Below are 17,084 nucleotides of genomic sequence, written 5' to 3'. Positions count from 1 at the left end.
ATTGAATACAATCCCCTTATCCTATACGGTACTCAGCTATCTTCCCACAAATCTTCAGGATTACGATATGCTGTTCATTACATTGGGACATTGGTGTTTTGGCTGAGGAACTACTCCTCCGGGCCAGGTTGGTCCAACAGAACAGCAGCAGATCATCGATTATATCGAATCAGGAAAATCTGTTTATATTGAGGGTATTGATGTTGCATTAAACCTGCAAGGAACAGATCTTTTTAATTATTTTGGAAACAATTTTATTGGTGATGGTGAATATTTCAATGTGCAATCTTTATCTGGAACTCCCGGCAGTTTTGCTGATCCAATAGATGTAAATTATCAATATGCAACAGAATCTGACTATGGCGTAGATGAACTCGGTGCAGCATCAGCAGGAGTTTGTGTTCAGTCGCAGGACGGCATAGGACGCGTAACCTACTGGGATGGACCGGATGGGTCATACAGAGCTATGATGAGCTCGGTCCTATTTGGTTCAATAATCGATGGTACCGGTGACAATACTAAAGCAGCTTTGATGTCGCGATATTACTCCTTTATGAAAATACCGCCTGTAAGTGTCGATCCACCCAATCAGTCAGATATGATATTGTTACGAAATCATCCTAATCCTTTCCAAACCGAGACATCGATAGCATATTCGATCCCTGCTGCAAATCGATCCTTAACACTCGAGATATTTGATATCAAAGGTAGATTGGTCAGACGTTTTCCATTACTCGATCAATCGGGAACTCTTATATGGGATGGAACAGATCAATATGGTGATGAGGTTTCGAGCGGTGTATATTTTTATCGATTTGATGGTGCTGAAAATAGTGTCCGAAAAATGATGTTGATGAAGTAACGAATCGATTAATTTTTCATGACCCCCAATAGAAATATTGGGGGCATTTTTTTTGTTAAATAATTTTAATAATTCATTAATAGTAAGATATTTATATAATATTTGACAAGAAAACCGACCATTCTAATTTATAAACAAATTTGCTGCAGTTTTTCGCTGGTTCTCCCAACCAGCATTTTTTGTATTCAATTTTGATAGTATGATAGATAAAAGTAACGTAAAGAAAAGTATCGATCGAATTTGCGATGAAACAGGTTTTCAGATTTATGACTGGAAACTGAGAAAGAAGAAGTATGCACACGATCTGGTCGTGTATATCACAAAACCAGGCGGCGTTTCCCTGGATGACTGCGAATTGTTCAGCAGAAAACTTGGCGATGACCTTGATATGAATGATGTGATCGAAACACGATATTTCCTCGAGGTTTCTTCCCCTGGTCTTGATCGTCCTCTTCATACATCCGAACATTTTTCTGGAGCAGTTGGCGAGTTTGTAAAGATTACGTTTGAGGATGACGAAAAAAAGTCTATCACAGTACGAGGTACATTGGTGTCATTTCAGGATAATATGCTTTTACTCGAAACCGAGATAAACGAAGAGGTTATGGTCAATTTGGATGCAGTTCAGAAAGCAAAGACTGTCTTCCAATGGCCAGACTCTTCATCAAAAACAAAAAAGACATAGAGGCAATTATGGCATTTAATTTAATTTCTATAATTGAAGAATTTTCGCGTTTGAAACAGATCGACAGAGAGAAGATTGCTGTGATCATCAAAGAGAGTCTTGAATCCACCCTGCAGAAGAAATTATCTGAAGAAACTGAACTCACGGTTGAGATCAATTTTGATGAGAGCGAAGTTATCGCTAAATTTGATGCAGTAGTTGTCGAAGAACCAACAGGCTATCTCGATGAGATCGTACTTGAAGAAGCCCAGAAAATCGATCCCGAAGCTGAAATAGGGGATGTGATCGGATTGACGATACCCGTATCCGATTTTGGACGTAAGACGATCCAGTCTGCACGTCAGGCGATCATCAATAGATTCAGAGAATCTGAAACCGAGAAGATCAAGGTCGACTATGAAAAGCAAAAAGGGGAGATCATCTCAGGTGCAGTTAAGAAAGTTGAGTATAACGGCTATATTATCGACATCGGATTTACTGATGCACTCCTTCCCACCGAAGAACAGGTTGAAACTGAATTCTATAAAGCCAATGACTTTCTAAAAGCGTATGTTGCAAGCATTCGTCAGTCAAAAAGCGGTGTAAGAGTCATCCTTTCCCGAAAACGTCCTGAATTCATTATAAAACTTTTTGAAAATGAAATACCTGAAATCGCTGACGGTATCGTTTCAATTAAGAAGATCGTTCGAGAACCGGGTTTCAGAACCAAAGTTGCCGTTACCAGTAATGACGAGAATGTCGATCCTTATGGAAGCTGTATCGGACCAAAAGGAATCCGTATAGAAGAAATCCGCAAGGAATTGCACGGCGAGCAGGTCGATATTGTCTTATGGAGCGATAACTGTGAAGATTTCATCAGAAATGCTGTTGGTCCTGAACTGGTAAAGAGAGTCTATCTTGCAGATAAAGGTAGGTTTGCCCAGATCATTGTAGATGAAGATAGCAAAAATATTGCAATTGGAAAGGGTGGTAAGAATATCAAGCTTGCTGCAAAACTGACCAATTACAAACTCGATGTGCTTCTCGAAGAAGAATATGAAGAGATCGCTGCAAATGAAAGGCGTATTACCAGTCCTATCTTTGATCTGGATGGTGTGACCGAGAAAGTTGGACGAATCCTTCATGAAGCTGGTTATACATCAGTGCAGGACATCCACCTTGCAACCATCGAGGAATTGACACAGATTGAAGGTGTGGGTGTCAAAACTGCTGAGAAGATCAAAGAATCAGCAAAATATTTTTAATGCCGAATAAAGCTTCGAAAAAAAGTCATGTACCTTTTCGAACGTGTGTGATTTGCAAAGAGAAAACTTCGCAGTCCTCGATGCATAGATTTGTAATACAAGATGGTAAGATCCTCTTTGATGAAAAAAAAAATCTTGAAGGAAGAGGATACTACTTTTGTGATAAGGAGAAGTGCAAAGCGTCACTGAGCTCATGGATAAAGAAAGCAAAGAAAAAGTAGCGAACCTGCTCCGGATAGCCCGAAAGGCAAAAGCTGTAGCGATGGGTAGGATAGCAGTTGAGAAAGCTATTAATAAAAAAGAGACAACACTAATCTTTGCAGGTAAGAAGGATAATAATTTCATGAGAAAACGTGCGAAGGATTGCTTGGCAAAAGGCATTATCGTATCCCATCTATTTGATGATAATGAATTAGGAGATATATTTGGGCGGCAAAAATTGACCCTTGTGGCAGTTATCGATAAAAACTTCACAAAGGGTATCAATGAGATTTTAGTAAATTAAAGGATATCTATGGATCAAATTAGAGTGTATGAACTGGCTCGCGAACTCAAGATCTCACCTCAAGCGCTGATCTCGATCTTGAAAAGTCTGAAGGTGAAGGTGAAAAGCCATATGAGTTACCTTGAAGATGATACGGTAACTCAAGTCAAGCAGATGTTCCAGGATCAAATGGAAGCTGCAAAGGCACGACAAAAGCAACGTAAAAACTATCAGCAGGAGCAGAGACAAAAACGCCTTGATAAAATTAAAAAAGAGGAAGAGAAGAAAGCTAAGCCTGAAGAGAAGACTGAGCCAAAGAAAAAATCCGAAGCACCAAGAGTAAAACCAAAGTATCCTACCTCCAAACAGCCCAAAAGAGAAAAAGCAGTTGAAAAAACGGTTGAGAAGAAGGAAAAAGCTGCTGAAAAGCCTGTAACAACTTCTCATAAGGATAAGGAAAAAGAGAAGCATAAAGAAGAAAAAGCTTATAGAGACAAGAAACAAAAAATCCTTGAAGAGAAACAGAAGAAATTCTTCGATCAACAGAAGATAAAAGGTAATATAAAAGCAACCTTAACAAAAGATCCAAAACGTAAAAAATATAAAAAAGAGAAAATTGAGGTCGAAGAAGAACATCAGAAGATCATTATTAGTGAATTTACATCCGTATCCGAGCTTGCAAAGATTATGGATAAGAATCCAACAGCTATCGTTGCAAAATTTATGGAATTGGGTAAAATGGTTACTATCAACCAACGTTTGGATAATGAATCACTTGTTATGATCTGCGATGAATTTGATTTTGATGTAGAATTCGAAGATCAATATGGAAAAGAAATCCTTGAAATCGATCAGGAAGAAGTTACCGAAGCTGATTTGACGGAAAGACCACCTATCGTTGTTGTTATGGGTCATGTCGATCATGGGAAGACCTCGATACTCGATTATATCAGAGAGGCTAATGTAATAGCTGGTGAAGCTGGTGGGATTACGCAGCATATTGGTGCTTATCAGGTCGAATTCAAAGGAAAGAAAATTACATTTATCGATACGCCTGGTCACGAAGCATTCACCGCTATGAGAGCAAGGGGTGCAGATATCACAGATATTGCTGTTATTGTTGTTGCTGCTGATGATGGCGTTATGCCTCAGACGATGGAAGCGATCGATCATGCAAAAGCCGCGGAAATTCCACTGATCTTTGCAGTGAACAAGATCGATAAACCAACTGCTGATCCTGAAAAAGTGAAAGTACAACTTTCCCAGAAGAATATTCGTCTACAGGGATGGGGCGGAGAGATCGAGTCTGTGGATTGTTCAGCAAAAACAGGTGAGGGTATCGAAGAACTTCTTGAGACAATATTGCTCGTTTCTGAAGTTGAAGAACTCAATGCCAATTATGACCAGAATGCAGAAGGTACAGTAATAGAAGCAAAACTCGATAGAGGAAAAGGACCTCTCGCAACAGTACTGATACGTAATGGAGTTCTCAAACCGGGAGACATTATTATCTGCGGAGCACAGTACGGACGTGTCCGTCTTATGTTGGACGAAAGGCAGAATGAAGTTACCGAATGTCCACCTTCAGGGGTTGTACAGATTCTTGGACTGAATGGCGTACCTCAAGCGGGAGATACGTTAAATGTTGTGGATGATGAACGTAAAGCAAAGGATATTTGTGCTAAACGGCAGCAGGTGATAAGACAGCGTCAGATCGCAACAGGAAAGGGTGTTACCCTCGATAATATCTTTGATAAGATCCAGGAGAGTGAGATCACATCGCTTAATCTCATCGTAAAAGGTGATACTGACGGTTCGGTTGAAGCTGTGTGTGATGCTTTGCAGAAGATCAGGAATGAAGAGGTCGGTGTAAATGTTGTTCATCGTGGTGTGGGTGGTATTGTTGAAGCTGATATCGATCTTGCAACTGCATCAAAGGCGATCATCATCGGTTTCCATGTACGACCAAACGCAGAAGCTCGTAATGCTGCTGAAGCAAACCAGGTAGAGATTCGTCTCTATGATATCATTTACGAAGCAATCGATGAAGTGAAGAAATCACTCGAAGGAATGCTCGCTCCCACGATCCGTGAAGAACATCTCGGAACTGCAGAAGTTAAAGAAATATTTAAAATTTCTAAAATCGGAACAATTGCCGGCTGCATGGTTACAAAAGGCAAGATTACAAGTACAGCACTTGCAAGACTTTTCCACGATGATATCAAAGTTTATGAAGGATCAATTGAAAGTCTAAGACGATTCAAGAATGAGGTCAAAGAAGCTACCGAGGGACAGGAATGCGGAATTTCCATTGTTGATTATAATGATATCAAGGTAGGCGATGTAATCGAAGCATATATTAAAGTTGAGGAAAAGAAAAAATTAGAAATTTAGACAATGCCTGTAAAAAGCGTTATTGTGAATCTTTATCTTCCGACATCACATTCGCTCAAAAATAAGCGAAGTATTGTTCAGAGTATTATAAAAAAAGTTAGAAATCATTACAATGCATCTATTGCAGAGATCGATGGACTTGATAAATGGCAATCTGCCGGAATTGGCATTTCGGTCCTTTCAAACGACCTTATCATCGTAGAAAAAACGCATCATGAGATTATTTCATTTATTGAGAACATTTATCCCGAAGTGCAAATACTTGGAGTTCAGGATTACTATTGATGCAGCAACATAGAATCGAACGTCTTAACAAATTGCTTTTTCAGAATATTTTAAATATTGTGCATTATGAACTTCATGACAGTCGCGTTCAGGAAGTGAATATTGAATATGTGATCGTCTCTCCTGATATGAGGGATGCCACAGTGTATTTTTCTTTACCAGATGAGAGTAAAAAACTTGAAGCTCTTGATGGCTTGAATAAGACATCAAACGTTATAAGAAAGAGGTTGGCAGATTCGATAAATCTTCGATATACACCTCGGTTACACTTCAAGTTCGATACCAATGAACAACGAGCACAAATTGTAGAAGGTGTCATTGAGAAAGACAGATACAGATATGAATCTTAACGAATTTAAAGAGACCTTTTCGAAGTTAATTGGAAGTCATGATTCTTTTATTCTAACCACGCACGAAAACTCAGATGGAGATGGTGTTGGGGCTGAAGTTGCTCTAAGCTTATATCTTGAATGGTTTGGCAAGCATGTGAAAATAATCAACCATGATAAACCACCGACCAATTGTGAATTCCTTCATTTCGAAAGCAAAGTCTATACTGAAATCGATTCGATTGAAAAAGATACTCTTGTCATTATGATTGATTACAATGAAATCGACCGGATCGGCAAACGGTTGATTCCATTACTCACATCGGGTAACCAGATCATCAGAATTGACCATCATAAGAAGCCCGAGAAGATTGCAAGAAGTATCTCATATGTCGATGATACTGCATCCTCTACCTGCGAAATTGTGTATGATATCATTGAAGATGATCTTACCAAGTTTCCCTCAGATATTCAGCAAAAAGTAGCCCTTGCTTTATATGCTGGTATCATCTTCGATACAAATAATTTCGCTAACAAAAATGTTTCATCCAGAACCTTTGAAGTATGTTCTGAGCTCGTAAGGTATGGTGCTGATAATAATCTGGCATATAAAAAATTATTTGAAAACAGGATTACCCAGGAGTTGAAGCTTCTCGGTGAGACTTTAAGCAGTATTGAAGAATATAACGATGGGAAAATAGTGATGTACACAACAACTCAGAGAATGCTGAAAGACTGTGGGCTTTCTGTCGAAGTAACTGAGGGATTCTCAAAGGATGTTAAGCCAACGAATGGGAGAGAGATTGTTATATACATTCGCGAAACCGGGAAAAATACATTTCGTGTGTCTTTGAGGTCAGAGCACAGAGATGTACAGAAGATTGCAGAACATTTTGGAGGTGGAGGACACCTTCTGGCATCAGGTTTCAGAGCAAAAATGACAATAGAGGATTTGAAGTCTGAATTGCTGACAGTTCTCACATAAGTCATGAACGGTGTTATATTGCTCAACAAACCTGAAGGTATTACATCATTTGATGTGATCAGGACGCTGAGATCGATAACAAAGATTAAAAAAATAGGCCATGCAGGCACGTTAGATCCTTTTGCAACTGGATTACTTATTGTATGTATAAGCCGAGAAGCTACCCGACACATCAATACATTTTCTCAACTTGATAAAACATACACTACGGTTTTGAAATTGGGAGACAAGACAGATACCGGAGATCGTGAAGGAAAAATAATCGAAACAAAACCTGTACCCTATTCTGTTGAACAAAATGTACAAACCGTGTTTTCTTCATTTATTGGTGAGATCGATCAAATTCCTCCTCAGTTTTCAGCGATAAAAAAGAACGGAGTGCGGTTATACAAAACTGCAAGAAAAGGGATATCAATAGAAGTTGAACCTCGAAAAGTAGTAATTCATTCACTAACATTTAGATCATATCATAAGCCATATCTTGAGTTTAATACATCAGTCTCGAAAGGAACATATATACGATCATTAGGTGAAGATATTGCGAATAAATTGAATACAGTTGGACATCTTACTGAACTAAGAAGGGATTCTATTGGTCCATTCACACTGGAAGAAGCAATAAATCTCAATGATCTTACCGATCAAAATATTGAAATGTTCATCAGACCTGTTGAAAATTTCATTAACCGGGTTCAGCACTTTACTTATGAAAAATCTGCATAAGATTAAGAAGCACTTAATCAATCCAGTTGTTACGATTGGAACCTTTGACGGGGTTCATGTTGGGCATAAAGTGCTTTTGGAAAGAGTGATTGAGCGCACAAAAGCGTTGAATGGCGTTTCTGTTGTTATTACCTATCATCCACATCCGATTGAGATATTAAAGAAAAAAGTGTATCCTTTCCTTCTCACAGAAAAGGTGAAAAAGGAACAGTTCCTTAAAGAGTATGGGATCGATTATGTGCTCTGGCTGGATTTCGATATCAATCTTGCGCATTTGAGCCCTGCAGAATTTATCAGAGATCATCTCTGTAAAGGGATTGGTGCTAAAAAGATAATTGTGGGGTATGACTGGCATTTTGGAAAAGGTCGTGCAGGAGATTATCATTTACTAAAAGAGCTTGAACCTGATTCTTGTTATCGTGTCGAAATGGTTGATGAGGTCTTCATTGATAACGAGATCGTATCAAGTACTGCGATAAGGAAATATCTGAGTGAAGGTAATATCCAAAAAGCAAACAAAATGCTTGGTCGAGAATACTGCATCATGGGAACTGTTGAAAAAGGCAACCAGATCGGAAGAGAGTACGGATATCCCACGATCAATCTGAAACCTTGTGAAATCCGTAAGTTGTTTCCCGCAATTGGTGTCTATCTGAGTCGTATCAAATACGAAAATAAGATGTATTGGGGACTTACAAATGTGGGCACACGACCCACGATCGATAAAAATAATCGACAGAAAAGTCTCGAAACGCATATCTTAGATTTTAATGATCATATATACGAAGAGGATTTTGAGGTATTATTTGTACAGAAGATCAGAAATGAACGTGCCTTTGAGTCAATCGATGCGCTGGTAGCTCAGATTAAAAAAGACGAGTTATTCGCTCGTAACATAATTGGGAGTATGAACCATGAGTAATTGTGCTATCCTTACTGCTGCTGGGAGCGGTCGAAGAATGAACTCCCCTAAGAAGAAGCAGTTTATTGAAATTGGGGACAAACCAATCATTCTGCATACGCTTGAGACGTTTGTGAAAGCGCAGGTTTTTGAACAAATTATCATTACCTGCCCAGTTTCAGATATTGATTTTTTACAAGAGTTGCTTTTTACATTCTATGATTATGATGATAAGGTAATTTCAATCATAGCTGGTGGAAAAAGACGGCAGGATTCAGTATATAATGCTCTCCAAATTCTTGATGATAACACAGAGATCGTATCAATCCATGACAGTGTCCGCCCTTTTGTGAAAATTTCAGAAATCCTCGAAAGCATCGACCTGGCAAAGCAACATGGTGCTGTTACCCTAGCCCATCCTGTAAAAAATACGATCAAAGAAGTCAAAGACAGCAAAGTGATTAGGACGTTAGACAGGGATTTGCTCTGGGAAATTTACACACCCCAGACATTTACATTTGCTGAAATAAAGAAAGCGCACAGATTAGCGAAAGAAGAAGATATCTCAGTACGGGACGATGCTGAATTGATAGAGAAAATGGGGCAGCCTGTCTATATTCTCAAGGGAACTTCCTTAAATATTAAAATCACTGATCCCTTCGATCTGATCTTGGCTGAATTACTCATTAAGGAGGTGTGATGAAGATCGGATTCGGATATGATGTTCATCAATTAGTCAAAGGTAGAGAACTTATCCTTGGAGGAGTACATATTCCCAATGAGAAAGGTCTGTTAGGTCATTCCGACGCAGATGCACTTATTCATGCGATCATAGACAGTCTTCTTGGTGCGGCAAATCTTGGGGATATTGGAATGCATTTTCCAGATACTGATCAGGCTTACAAAAAAATTTCAAGTATTATCCTGCTTAAAAAAACCAAGCATCTTCTTCAGGAATCAGGTTATAAAATTGTGAATATAGACTCAACCATTGTTCTTGAAAAACCAAAACTAGCACCTTATCTTCCTGAAATGAAGGAGATTATCGCTGCCAAACTTGACATAGAAAGCGCACAAATCTCGATAAAAGCTACTCGTGAAGAAGGAATGGGATTCGTGGGAAACAGCGATGGCATAAAGGTTTTCGCTGTATGTTTGATAGAAGAATCAAATACATGATTAGAAAAACAGAAAAATTAGATATACTCATTACACAAGCAAGTCAGCTTGTAACAGCTGCTTCACCTATTCCCAAAGTTGGTTCTGATCTTCAAGACATAGGGTTGATCGAGGATGGGGCGGTTGGTGTTAAAGATGGAATAATTGTCTTCTTTGGATCAAGCAACGAAGCAGAACGATCATTCACTGCAGATAGAATTCTCAATGCTTCCGGTAAAGTTGTTATGCCCGGTTTCATCGATCCTCATACACATCCTATCTTTGTTAAGACGCGTGAAAACGAATTTGAGATGCGTTTGCAGGGAAAGTCTTATAAGGCAATTTCCCAAACTGGCGGTGGTATCCGTGCAAGCATTCATGATGTGAGAAATGCATCGATGGATGAGCTTGTTGAACTCGGATTGAAACGTATAAATAAAATGCTTTCTATGGGAACCACAACGATTGAAGCTAAAAGCGGCTATGGTCTCACCACAGAATCAGAAATTAAAATGCTTAAGGCAATTCAAAAGATAAATGAACTTTCTGCAATGGAGATTATTCCGACATTTCTGGGAGCTCACGAATATCCTGACGAGTACAAAGATGATCATGAAGCATATCTCGATATTCTCATCAATGAAATGTTACCAGCGGTAAAAGAGCAGAATCTTGCAGAGTATTGTGATATCTTTTGTGAAGAGCATGTTTTTACAGTCGATGAATCCAGAAGAGTTCTCAAAAAAGCAAAAGAACTGGGATTCAAGGTCAGGTTCCATGCTGATGAACTCGAACCGATTGGCGGTGCTGAACTGGCAGCTGAAGTGAATGCTGTAAGTGCAGATCATCTCGTAGCTATTTCTGACAAAGGTATACAAAGGTTGAAAGAAGCACGTGTGATTCCAATTCTTCTTCCTGCAACAACCTTCAGTCTTGGATTATCCCATTATGCTCCTGCCAGAAAGATGATCGAAGCTGGTTTACCAATAACACTTTCGACCGATTTTAATCCTGGTTCATGCAACTGCGACTCTCAACAGCTTGTTACAAGTATAGCCTGTCTTCAGATGAAAATGCTTCCCTCAGAAACAATCAATGCGATTACGATAAATGCTGCTTTTTCTCTTGAGAGAGGTGATATTATTGGTTCAATTGAGATTGGTAAACAAGCTGATATAATAATTCTGGACATACCGAGTTACCAGTATTTACCTTATCACCTTGGAAGCAGTTCAGTTGTAACAGTAATAAAAAAAGGTATAATTTTAAATAATTAGATGGATACTATAATGAGAAGAAAAATTTTATTATTGATCATGATTTGCATGATTCCTGCAATTTTGTTAGCCCAGTCCAAGTCAACAATTCCACAAGCATCTTTCGATATGATCCAATACAATGTATCAGTTGTTGGAAATGTTCGTTATCCGGGAACATACGTGCTTTCTGCAGACCAAAGAGTATTCGATGCCATCAAGCGTGCAAACACGTATATCGATGAATATGGAAACCCCCATTTTAGTCCTCTTGAAAATTCATCCACGAGAAACATTAGTCTTCAAAATAAAAAAGGCACTATCATAATTGATATTGAGCGATTTCTTAGGTATGGAGATGAAAAACATAATCCATATATTACTGATGGGGATCTCATAGTTGTTCCAGCAATCCAGGAAAAAGTATTTATATCAGGTTCAATTAATAATGGGGGTGAATTTGAGCTCGTTAATAACGATCACCTCTTGGATATCATTATGCTTTCAATGGGTTTTTCTGATGATGCATATCTGGATTCTGTCGAGGTTGTTAGATTCATTAACAATTCATCAAATACAGAAAAGGTTTTCGTAAATTGTAATAAGATATTAAACGATCCTGCAAGTGCTCAGAATATTCTTTTGAGAAATGATGATCGTATCTATGTAAGAGCAATACCTGAATTTCACAGGCGTGAAGGTGTCACAGTAAGTGGCGAGGTTGTGTATCCAGGCGGATATGCTATCGAAAATGGAGTTACGACATTATATGATATTTTAGTTCAGAGTGGAGGTCCTACTGAAAAAGCTGATCTCCAAAATGCATATGTGCAAAGAAAGAGCAGTGAAGATGTTATCGATACTGAATTTGAACGTCTTAAGAATATGTTAGTTGAAGACATGACCACGCTTGAATATGAATATTTCAAAACAAAGTCACGAGAGAAAAGGGGGAAGTTTGCCACTGACTTCAATAAATTGTGGTTTGAAAATGATCCTGAGTATAACTTCTTGCTTAAGACAGGGGATTTTATTTACATTCCGGATAGAACAGTGACAGTTACCGTGTCAGGTCAGGTGAAAAATCCTGGATTGGTTACCTATATCCCAGGTGAAAATTATCAATATTATATTGATAAAGCTGGTGGATTTGCGTGGCAAGCTCGAAAAGGGAAAATCCGTGTTATTAAGGCAAACTCAGGTGAATGGCTGAAACCGAAAGAAACGACTCCAATAGAGCTTGGTGATATGATTTTCATCCCGGAGAAACCGGATGTTGATTATTGGCAACTTACAAAAGATATCATGAGTATTGCTGCACAGATTGCAACGGTTATCATTGTTGTGCAGAATGCCGTGAAGTAAATAATGTAGAGGATTTATGGAAGCACAAGATTCAAATATCAAAGATTTTTTTCACATTCTCTGGAAACACAGAAAATTTGTTATTCTTTTCGTTCTCATTGTTGCTATCATTACTGCAGGTATAAGTCTTATACTACCCAAATGGTACAAAGCAACTGTTGTTATACTTCCTGAACAAAGCGAAGGGGGAGATATGGGTGGACTTGCAGCAAATGCTTATCTAATGGGCTTTGGGAATATATTTGGTGGAAATGACAATCAAATGAGATTGCTAGCACTCTTCAAAAGCCGCTCATTACTCCTCGCCTTAAATGATCAATTCGACTTTGAATCTAGATATAATACAAAAGGTCTTGATAAGACACTCCAGAAGCTGAGGAGTAATATCTATATAAGTGCAATGGAGGAAAACCAAATTGCTTTTTCTATACTATCACGAGATCAAGAACAGGTTGCAAATATGGCTAATTTTGCATCTAATTTTGTTGATGATCTCAATATTCATCTCACCATTAACAGGGCGAAATTTAATAGAGAATTTGTGCGTGAACAGCTCCTTCTGATGGAAGATAGCTTAAGAAAAGCAACTGTGGAATTTACATCGTTTAAAGAAAAGAATAATATAATCAGTCTTCCTGATCAAGTATCATCAGCAATACTACAAGCAGCTGAAATCCAGGCTACAATAAAAGAATCAGAAATTGAGTATGGGCTAAAAAAAGATTTGTACGATGAAACAAGTTTAGAGTTAATCACGCTGAAATCTAGAATTAATCTTTTAAAACAGCAATATGATGAGTTCTACGCTGTTAATGTTGAATCCCTTTTTCTTGATATGGATGCAATTCCTCAGTTAGAGAAAGAATATGCTGAGAAACAGTGGAAGGTCGAGTATTACAAGCAGATGCTTGAGTTCCTTGGTCCACAATATGAAAAGGCAAAGATCGAAGAGGCCAAAGATGTGCCCACTTTCCATGTGTTAGACAAAGCGATGAGACCGGATAGACGAGATAAACCGCGACGTGCAGTAATGGTTTTAACATATTCTTTCGCAGCATTTCTCTTTTCGATTATCTATATTATTATCAAAGAACGCTTTTAATTCTGTCTTTTAAATAGATATCTGATCATTTCGCAACAATAATGAAAACCTATGGTAAGATAAGCACTCTTTCACTATTCAAGATACTTACTAATGTAACTGTATTAGCCATAACTGTCATTCTCTCAAGAAATATTGAACCGGGCGTTTATGGATTATTTAGAAAGTTGCTTGTTTATTTCCTTTTCTTTTCTAAGCTCATGACCCTGGGATTTCCTAACTCTATCCTAAAATATAGTAAGAATAACGATATTCCGTATAATAAAGATCTTATCTCAAGAAGTATAATTTCCATTAGTCCTGTTTTAGTAGGAATCCTCATTATTAGCATATGTGTATTAGTGTTTATTGGTAAGTTATCATATCTTGGCCTACTCGTAGTCTTTATACTCCTGGTATACCTCAATATGGCTGAAAGTTCATTTATGGTTGTCAATCACCCGATCCTTTCAGGTCTATTTTCATTCTTTTTGAAAGGAGGTTTATTTCTTGTTCCAGGCTTACTTTTATTAGCAACAAATAATACAGTTCTAACTTTCAATTTATCAATAATTTACTTATCAATTGTACTAATATGTTTTCTTATTATTGTGGGATTTCAAATAAAAAAATCATATAATCTCGATATTTCGCTAAAAAAACATTTCAGATTCTCGGCTACTGTTTGGTTTGCTTCTCTTGCTGGAGCTGTTTTTTTACAAAGTGATAAAATCATAGTATCCTTACTCAAGGATAATGCCACGTTTGCTATTTTTTCAAATGGTGCTTTTGAAATACCTGTAATAGGTATTATTAATGGAGCAATTTTCATTTCAATCACACCCACTCTTTCTCAGTATTTTGCAGAAGGCAAATTAGATAAAACCGCACAACTCTGGAAAAGGGTATCGCAAAAATGCATGCTTATTCTTTTACCTGTTTTTTCTTTTTTTGTATTTAGAAGTAAAGACGTGATGGTATTACTTTTTTCAGAATATTATATAAAAAGCACAGGAATATTTCTTCTTTACCTTTTCTTCATTCCGCTAAGAGTATATATATTTTCTGGAATACTAATGGCAACTGACGAACAGGGGTATTATTTCAAGATAGGTATGATTGCTGCAATTATAAATGTAATTTTAACATATATTCTTGTCCGATTTATTTCGATATATTTTGCTCCAATTACTACTCTTACAGTAACGGTATTTATGGACATATTGTATTTTCGTAAAGTCGGGAAAGTATGCAATAAAAAAATCAGAGAAATATTTATTTATAAGGAAATCGTTGTTGTATTACTTATTTCTCTCATTCTCTCGTTTGCAATTCAAAAATTTATCTTCATTGATAATGAATATATGAACATTGTCGTAAATTTTGTAGTCTTCAGTCTATTGATAATAATGTCTTATATTGCGCTGAAGTATGTCTCAATAAAGAAAATATGCAAACGTATATAATATTGTTATCGTTACTTTTTCTCGGCATTAATATCACTCTTTTAATTAGAGAGGCGCATCAGCGTCCTGTCAATCCATTGATATTCGTGCTTATTCCTCACATTTTTTCTTTTAATATCTCTCCTATTGTATTTACATTGACTAACTTTTATCGAGGCCATCATTTTTTCCCATTAGAGATGGATCCGGTTTTATTGAAAGCGTTAATTTTTGCTAACCTGGGTTTGTACTCACTTATTGCCGGCTATAAACTCATAGGGAATAAGAGTATTACCGGAATTATGCGTATCCTGTCTCCCAAATTTGAACAAACCAAAAAAGATATATCACCAATTTATCTTTTGCTTCTCTTCTTACTTGGTATTACAGGTATTGTTCTGTTGTATAAAAACCTTGATTATTTAACGTTATATTTTCAGTATATTTCATCGAGAATACTTCTCCGTTCTGGTACTGGTTATTATTCACTTCTTGCTAATCTTATGATTGTATGTGCTTATGGAGTTTTTGTATATTATTATTCGAAAAAAAAGAAACTCAATTTATGGGTTCTTCTTCCACCTCTTATTTTAGGATCAGCGTTCCTTCTGATTTCGGCAACACGATTACGATTAATACTATTGTTTGCAACAATATTTGTTTCATCTAAGTTGATAAAAAAGAAAAAATTTGTGAATGCTAATACAATTATTCTTATGGTTGGAGCTATTGTTATTATTTTTTCACTTGGCATAATTCGATCTGCTGATTTTTCAGATATGAACAATTTCTTCCAGAATAATCGAGATCTCATCCAGGAAAGAACCGGCGAAACACTGAAATATATGTTCACAAAAGATTTTGGTCATATGGATACACAGATTAGTATTTACGAGCGATACCCGAAATGGTTTAGTCATCTTTATGGAAAAACATACCTTGCGTTCCTTGCTATGCCAATTCCACGGAGTGTATTTCCGGGGAAACCAACCGGTGCAGGTCCCATTATTGCAAACGCTATCGAGCCAGGAAAATGGAGTTTGAATAGAAAATTCTCAGTTTCGTACACACCTACGATGTTCGGTGAGTTGTATATGAACTTTGGGTTGATAGTTTCACTACTTGTCATGTGTCTTATCGGATTCTTATATAAGAAAATCTATTGCTCATTTCTTAAAGTTGCACATGAACCGCTATCTGTTTTCCTGTATGTGATCTTTTTGCTTTACTTTGTAATGAATTGTTATTTTAACGAATTTGTTGGTGGTTTCACCTATTTCTTTGAGATATTTATTTCTCTCTTCATATTCAAGTATTTCCTGAATTATAGAAAGACAAATGCAGAGTAACAAAGTTCTTTTTATTCGTTCGCTGAATTATCAAATCCCTCCACGTATACCAAGAATGATCACTGTGCTCAATGAAATCAACTTCAAACATGAAGTAGTATACTGGGATAGGACAGGAAATGGGAACGCTGATGATAATATACATGCGTATAGGTCAAAGTCTGGGAACAAAGTAACTAAAATCCTTGGGTGGTTTTTATTCTTATTAAAAAGTATCCTTAATACCTCAGCATGCATTATACAACCAAGTAATCTTGATTCAGCATTTATCCCAATGTTATTAAAAACTTTTAATAAGTATAGAATCATATATGATATACGTGATTCTTTTGCATATACTCTTGGACTGAAAAATCGGTTTATGATTGGATTCATTCGATCGATTGATAATTTATTTATGTATTTTGCAGACGAGATACTTATCTGTGATGAAGCGCGTATACAATATATAAAAGGAAGAAAAAACAGAGAGAAAGTCTCCATAATTATGAACGTTCCTCAAGAAATTAATGTTCAGAAGGATTATACAAAAAATAAT

19 protein-coding genes are annotated in these 17,084 nt (G+C 37.1%); all 19 read left to right on the top strand.

The window, feature by feature from the left end; all coding sequences use genetic code 11:
* The first annotated feature begins 280 nt into the window (after positions 1 to 280).
* On the top strand, positions 281 to 862 hold the full coding sequence (locus tag JW794_00740) for a T9SS type A sorting domain-containing protein (protein ID MBN2016655.1): 582 nt from the start codon (positions 281 to 283) through the stop codon (positions 860 to 862).
* Positions 863 to 1,061: 199 nt separating this feature from the next.
* Positions 1,062 to 1,547, top strand: a complete 486-nt coding sequence (locus tag JW794_00735) for a ribosome maturation factor RimP (protein MBN2016654.1) — start codon at positions 1,062 to 1,064, stop codon at positions 1,545 to 1,547.
* An 8-nt stretch (positions 1,548 to 1,555) separates the two neighbouring features.
* Complete coding sequence (gene nusA / locus JW794_00730; protein MBN2016653.1) at positions 1,556 to 2,791, top strand: transcription termination factor NusA; 1,236 nt, start codon at positions 1,556 to 1,558, stop codon at positions 2,789 to 2,791.
* Positions 2,791 to 3,012: a YlxR family protein gene (locus JW794_00725; protein ID MBN2016652.1), complete on the top strand. Its 222-nt coding sequence runs from the start codon at positions 2,791 to 2,793 to the stop codon at positions 3,010 to 3,012. The genes nusA and JW794_00725 overlap by 1 nt, the downstream gene beginning before the upstream one ends.
* Complete coding sequence (locus JW794_00720) at positions 2,985 to 3,296, top strand: 50S ribosomal protein L7ae (GenBank protein ID MBN2016651.1); 312 nt, start codon at positions 2,985 to 2,987, stop codon at positions 3,294 to 3,296. The genes JW794_00725 and JW794_00720 overlap by 28 nt, the downstream gene beginning before the upstream one ends.
* Positions 3,297 to 3,305: 9 nt before the next feature.
* A complete protein-coding gene (infB, locus tag JW794_00715; GenBank protein MBN2016650.1) occupies positions 3,306 to 5,669 on the top strand; it encodes a translation initiation factor IF-2 in 2,364 nt (787 codons plus the stop codon).
* A 3-nt stretch (positions 5,670 to 5,672) separates the two neighbouring features.
* Positions 5,673 to 5,954, top strand: coding sequence for a DUF503 domain-containing protein (locus JW794_00710; GenBank protein MBN2016649.1), 282 nt, complete (start codon positions 5,673 to 5,675; stop codon positions 5,952 to 5,954).
* Positions 5,954 to 6,304 (top strand): 30S ribosome-binding factor RbfA, encoded by a 351-nt coding sequence (rbfA, locus tag JW794_00705; GenBank protein ID MBN2016648.1) that lies wholly within the window; start codon positions 5,954 to 5,956, stop codon positions 6,302 to 6,304. The genes JW794_00710 and rbfA overlap by 1 nt, the downstream gene beginning before the upstream one ends.
* Entirely contained in the window at positions 6,294 to 7,268 is a 975-nt protein-coding gene (locus JW794_00700) for a bifunctional oligoribonuclease/PAP phosphatase NrnA (protein MBN2016647.1), read from the top strand. The genes rbfA and JW794_00700 overlap by 11 nt, the downstream gene beginning before the upstream one ends.
* 3 nt (positions 7,269 to 7,271) lie before the next feature.
* The gene (gene truB / locus JW794_00695) at positions 7,272 to 7,991 is read left to right on the top strand and encodes a tRNA pseudouridine(55) synthase TruB (GenBank protein MBN2016646.1); all 720 of its coding nucleotides are present in this window, start codon (positions 7,272 to 7,274) and stop codon (positions 7,989 to 7,991) included.
* On the top strand, positions 7,975 to 8,913 hold the full coding sequence (locus JW794_00690; GenBank protein MBN2016645.1) for a bifunctional riboflavin kinase/FAD synthetase: 939 nt from the start codon (positions 7,975 to 7,977) through the stop codon (positions 8,911 to 8,913). Before truB ends, JW794_00690 begins: the two co-directional genes overlap by 17 nt.
* On the top strand, positions 8,906 to 9,592 hold the full coding sequence (gene ispD, locus JW794_00685; GenBank protein MBN2016644.1) for a 2-C-methyl-D-erythritol 4-phosphate cytidylyltransferase: 687 nt from the start codon (positions 8,906 to 8,908) through the stop codon (positions 9,590 to 9,592). Before JW794_00690 ends, ispD begins: the two co-directional genes overlap by 8 nt.
* Entirely contained in the window at positions 9,592 to 10,071 is a 480-nt protein-coding gene (locus JW794_00680) for a 2-C-methyl-D-erythritol 2,4-cyclodiphosphate synthase (protein ID MBN2016643.1), read from the top strand. Before ispD ends, JW794_00680 begins: the two co-directional genes overlap by 1 nt.
* The gene (locus JW794_00675; GenBank protein ID MBN2016642.1) at positions 10,068 to 11,327 is read left to right on the top strand and encodes an imidazolonepropionase; all 1,260 of its coding nucleotides are present in this window, start codon (positions 10,068 to 10,070) and stop codon (positions 11,325 to 11,327) included. The genes JW794_00680 and JW794_00675 overlap by 4 nt, the downstream gene beginning before the upstream one ends.
* 12 nt (positions 11,328 to 11,339) lie before the next feature.
* Complete coding sequence (locus JW794_00670) at positions 11,340 to 12,671, top strand: SLBB domain-containing protein (protein ID MBN2016641.1); 1,332 nt, start codon at positions 11,340 to 11,342, stop codon at positions 12,669 to 12,671.
* 16 nt (positions 12,672 to 12,687) lie between these two features.
* Positions 12,688 to 13,773 (top strand): hypothetical protein, encoded by a 1,086-nt coding sequence (locus tag JW794_00665; GenBank protein ID MBN2016640.1) that lies wholly within the window; start codon positions 12,688 to 12,690, stop codon positions 13,771 to 13,773.
* A gap of 41 nt (positions 13,774 to 13,814) precedes the next feature.
* The gene (locus JW794_00660; GenBank protein MBN2016639.1) at positions 13,815 to 15,218 is read left to right on the top strand and encodes a polysaccharide biosynthesis C-terminal domain-containing protein; all 1,404 of its coding nucleotides are present in this window, start codon (positions 13,815 to 13,817) and stop codon (positions 15,216 to 15,218) included.
* A gap of 179 nt (positions 15,219 to 15,397) precedes the next feature.
* Positions 15,398 to 16,546: an oligosaccharide repeat unit polymerase gene (locus tag JW794_00655; protein ID MBN2016638.1), complete on the top strand. Its 1,149-nt coding sequence runs from the start codon at positions 15,398 to 15,400 to the stop codon at positions 16,544 to 16,546.
* A 55-nt stretch (positions 16,547 to 16,601) separates the two neighbouring features.
* On the top strand, positions 16,602 to 17,084 hold a 483-nt coding region (locus JW794_00650; GenBank protein ID MBN2016637.1), incomplete at its 3' end, for a hypothetical protein.

Source organism: Candidatus Cloacimonadota bacterium (genome assembly GCA_016932035.1).
In the GTDB taxonomy this organism is placed as follows: domain Bacteria; phylum Cloacimonadota; class Cloacimonadia; order JGIOTU-2; family JGIOTU-2; genus Celaenobacter.
This window is presented reverse-complemented; position numbering and strand designations above follow the sequence as displayed.

Excerpts from the sequence above, each read along its gene's own strand:
- JW794_00725 (MBN2016652.1), top strand. The coding sequence starts at position 2,791 with ATGCCGAATAAAGCTTCGAAAAAAAGTCATGTACCTTTTCGAACGTGT.
- ispD (MBN2016644.1), top strand. The coding sequence starts at position 8,906 with ATGAGTAATTGTGCTATCCTTACTGCTGCTGGGAGCGGTCGAAGAATG.
- truB (MBN2016646.1), top strand. The coding sequence starts at position 7,272 with ATGAACGGTGTTATATTGCTCAACAAACCTGAAGGTATTACATCATTT.
- JW794_00710 (MBN2016649.1), top strand. The coding sequence starts at position 5,673 with ATGCCTGTAAAAAGCGTTATTGTGAATCTTTATCTTCCGACATCACAT.
- JW794_00720 (MBN2016651.1), top strand. The coding sequence starts at position 2,985 with ATGGATAAAGAAAGCAAAGAAAAAGTAGCGAACCTGCTCCGGATAGCC.
- JW794_00700 (MBN2016647.1), top strand. The coding sequence starts at position 6,294 with ATGAATCTTAACGAATTTAAAGAGACCTTTTCGAAGTTAATTGGAAGT.
- rbfA (MBN2016648.1), top strand. The coding sequence starts at position 5,954 with ATGCAGCAACATAGAATCGAACGTCTTAACAAATTGCTTTTTCAGAAT.
- JW794_00670 (MBN2016641.1), top strand. The coding sequence starts at position 11,340 with ATGAGAAGAAAAATTTTATTATTGATCATGATTTGCATGATTCCTGCA.
- JW794_00665 (MBN2016640.1), top strand. The coding sequence starts at position 12,688 with ATGGAAGCACAAGATTCAAATATCAAAGATTTTTTTCACATTCTCTGG.
- JW794_00735 (MBN2016654.1), top strand. The coding sequence starts at position 1,062 with ATGATAGATAAAAGTAACGTAAAGAAAAGTATCGATCGAATTTGCGAT.
- JW794_00690 (MBN2016645.1), top strand. The coding sequence starts at position 7,975 with ATGAAAAATCTGCATAAGATTAAGAAGCACTTAATCAATCCAGTTGTT.
- JW794_00680 (MBN2016643.1), top strand. The coding sequence starts at position 9,592 with ATGAAGATCGGATTCGGATATGATGTTCATCAATTAGTCAAAGGTAGA.
- nusA (MBN2016653.1), top strand. The coding sequence starts at position 1,556 with ATGGCATTTAATTTAATTTCTATAATTGAAGAATTTTCGCGTTTGAAA.
- infB (MBN2016650.1), top strand. The coding sequence starts at position 3,306 with ATGGATCAAATTAGAGTGTATGAACTGGCTCGCGAACTCAAGATCTCA.
- JW794_00660 (MBN2016639.1), top strand. The coding sequence starts at position 13,815 with ATGAAAACCTATGGTAAGATAAGCACTCTTTCACTATTCAAGATACTT.
- JW794_00655 (MBN2016638.1), top strand. The coding sequence starts at position 15,398 with ATGGATCCGGTTTTATTGAAAGCGTTAATTTTTGCTAACCTGGGTTTG.
- JW794_00675 (MBN2016642.1), top strand. The coding sequence starts at position 10,068 with ATGATTAGAAAAACAGAAAAATTAGATATACTCATTACACAAGCAAGT.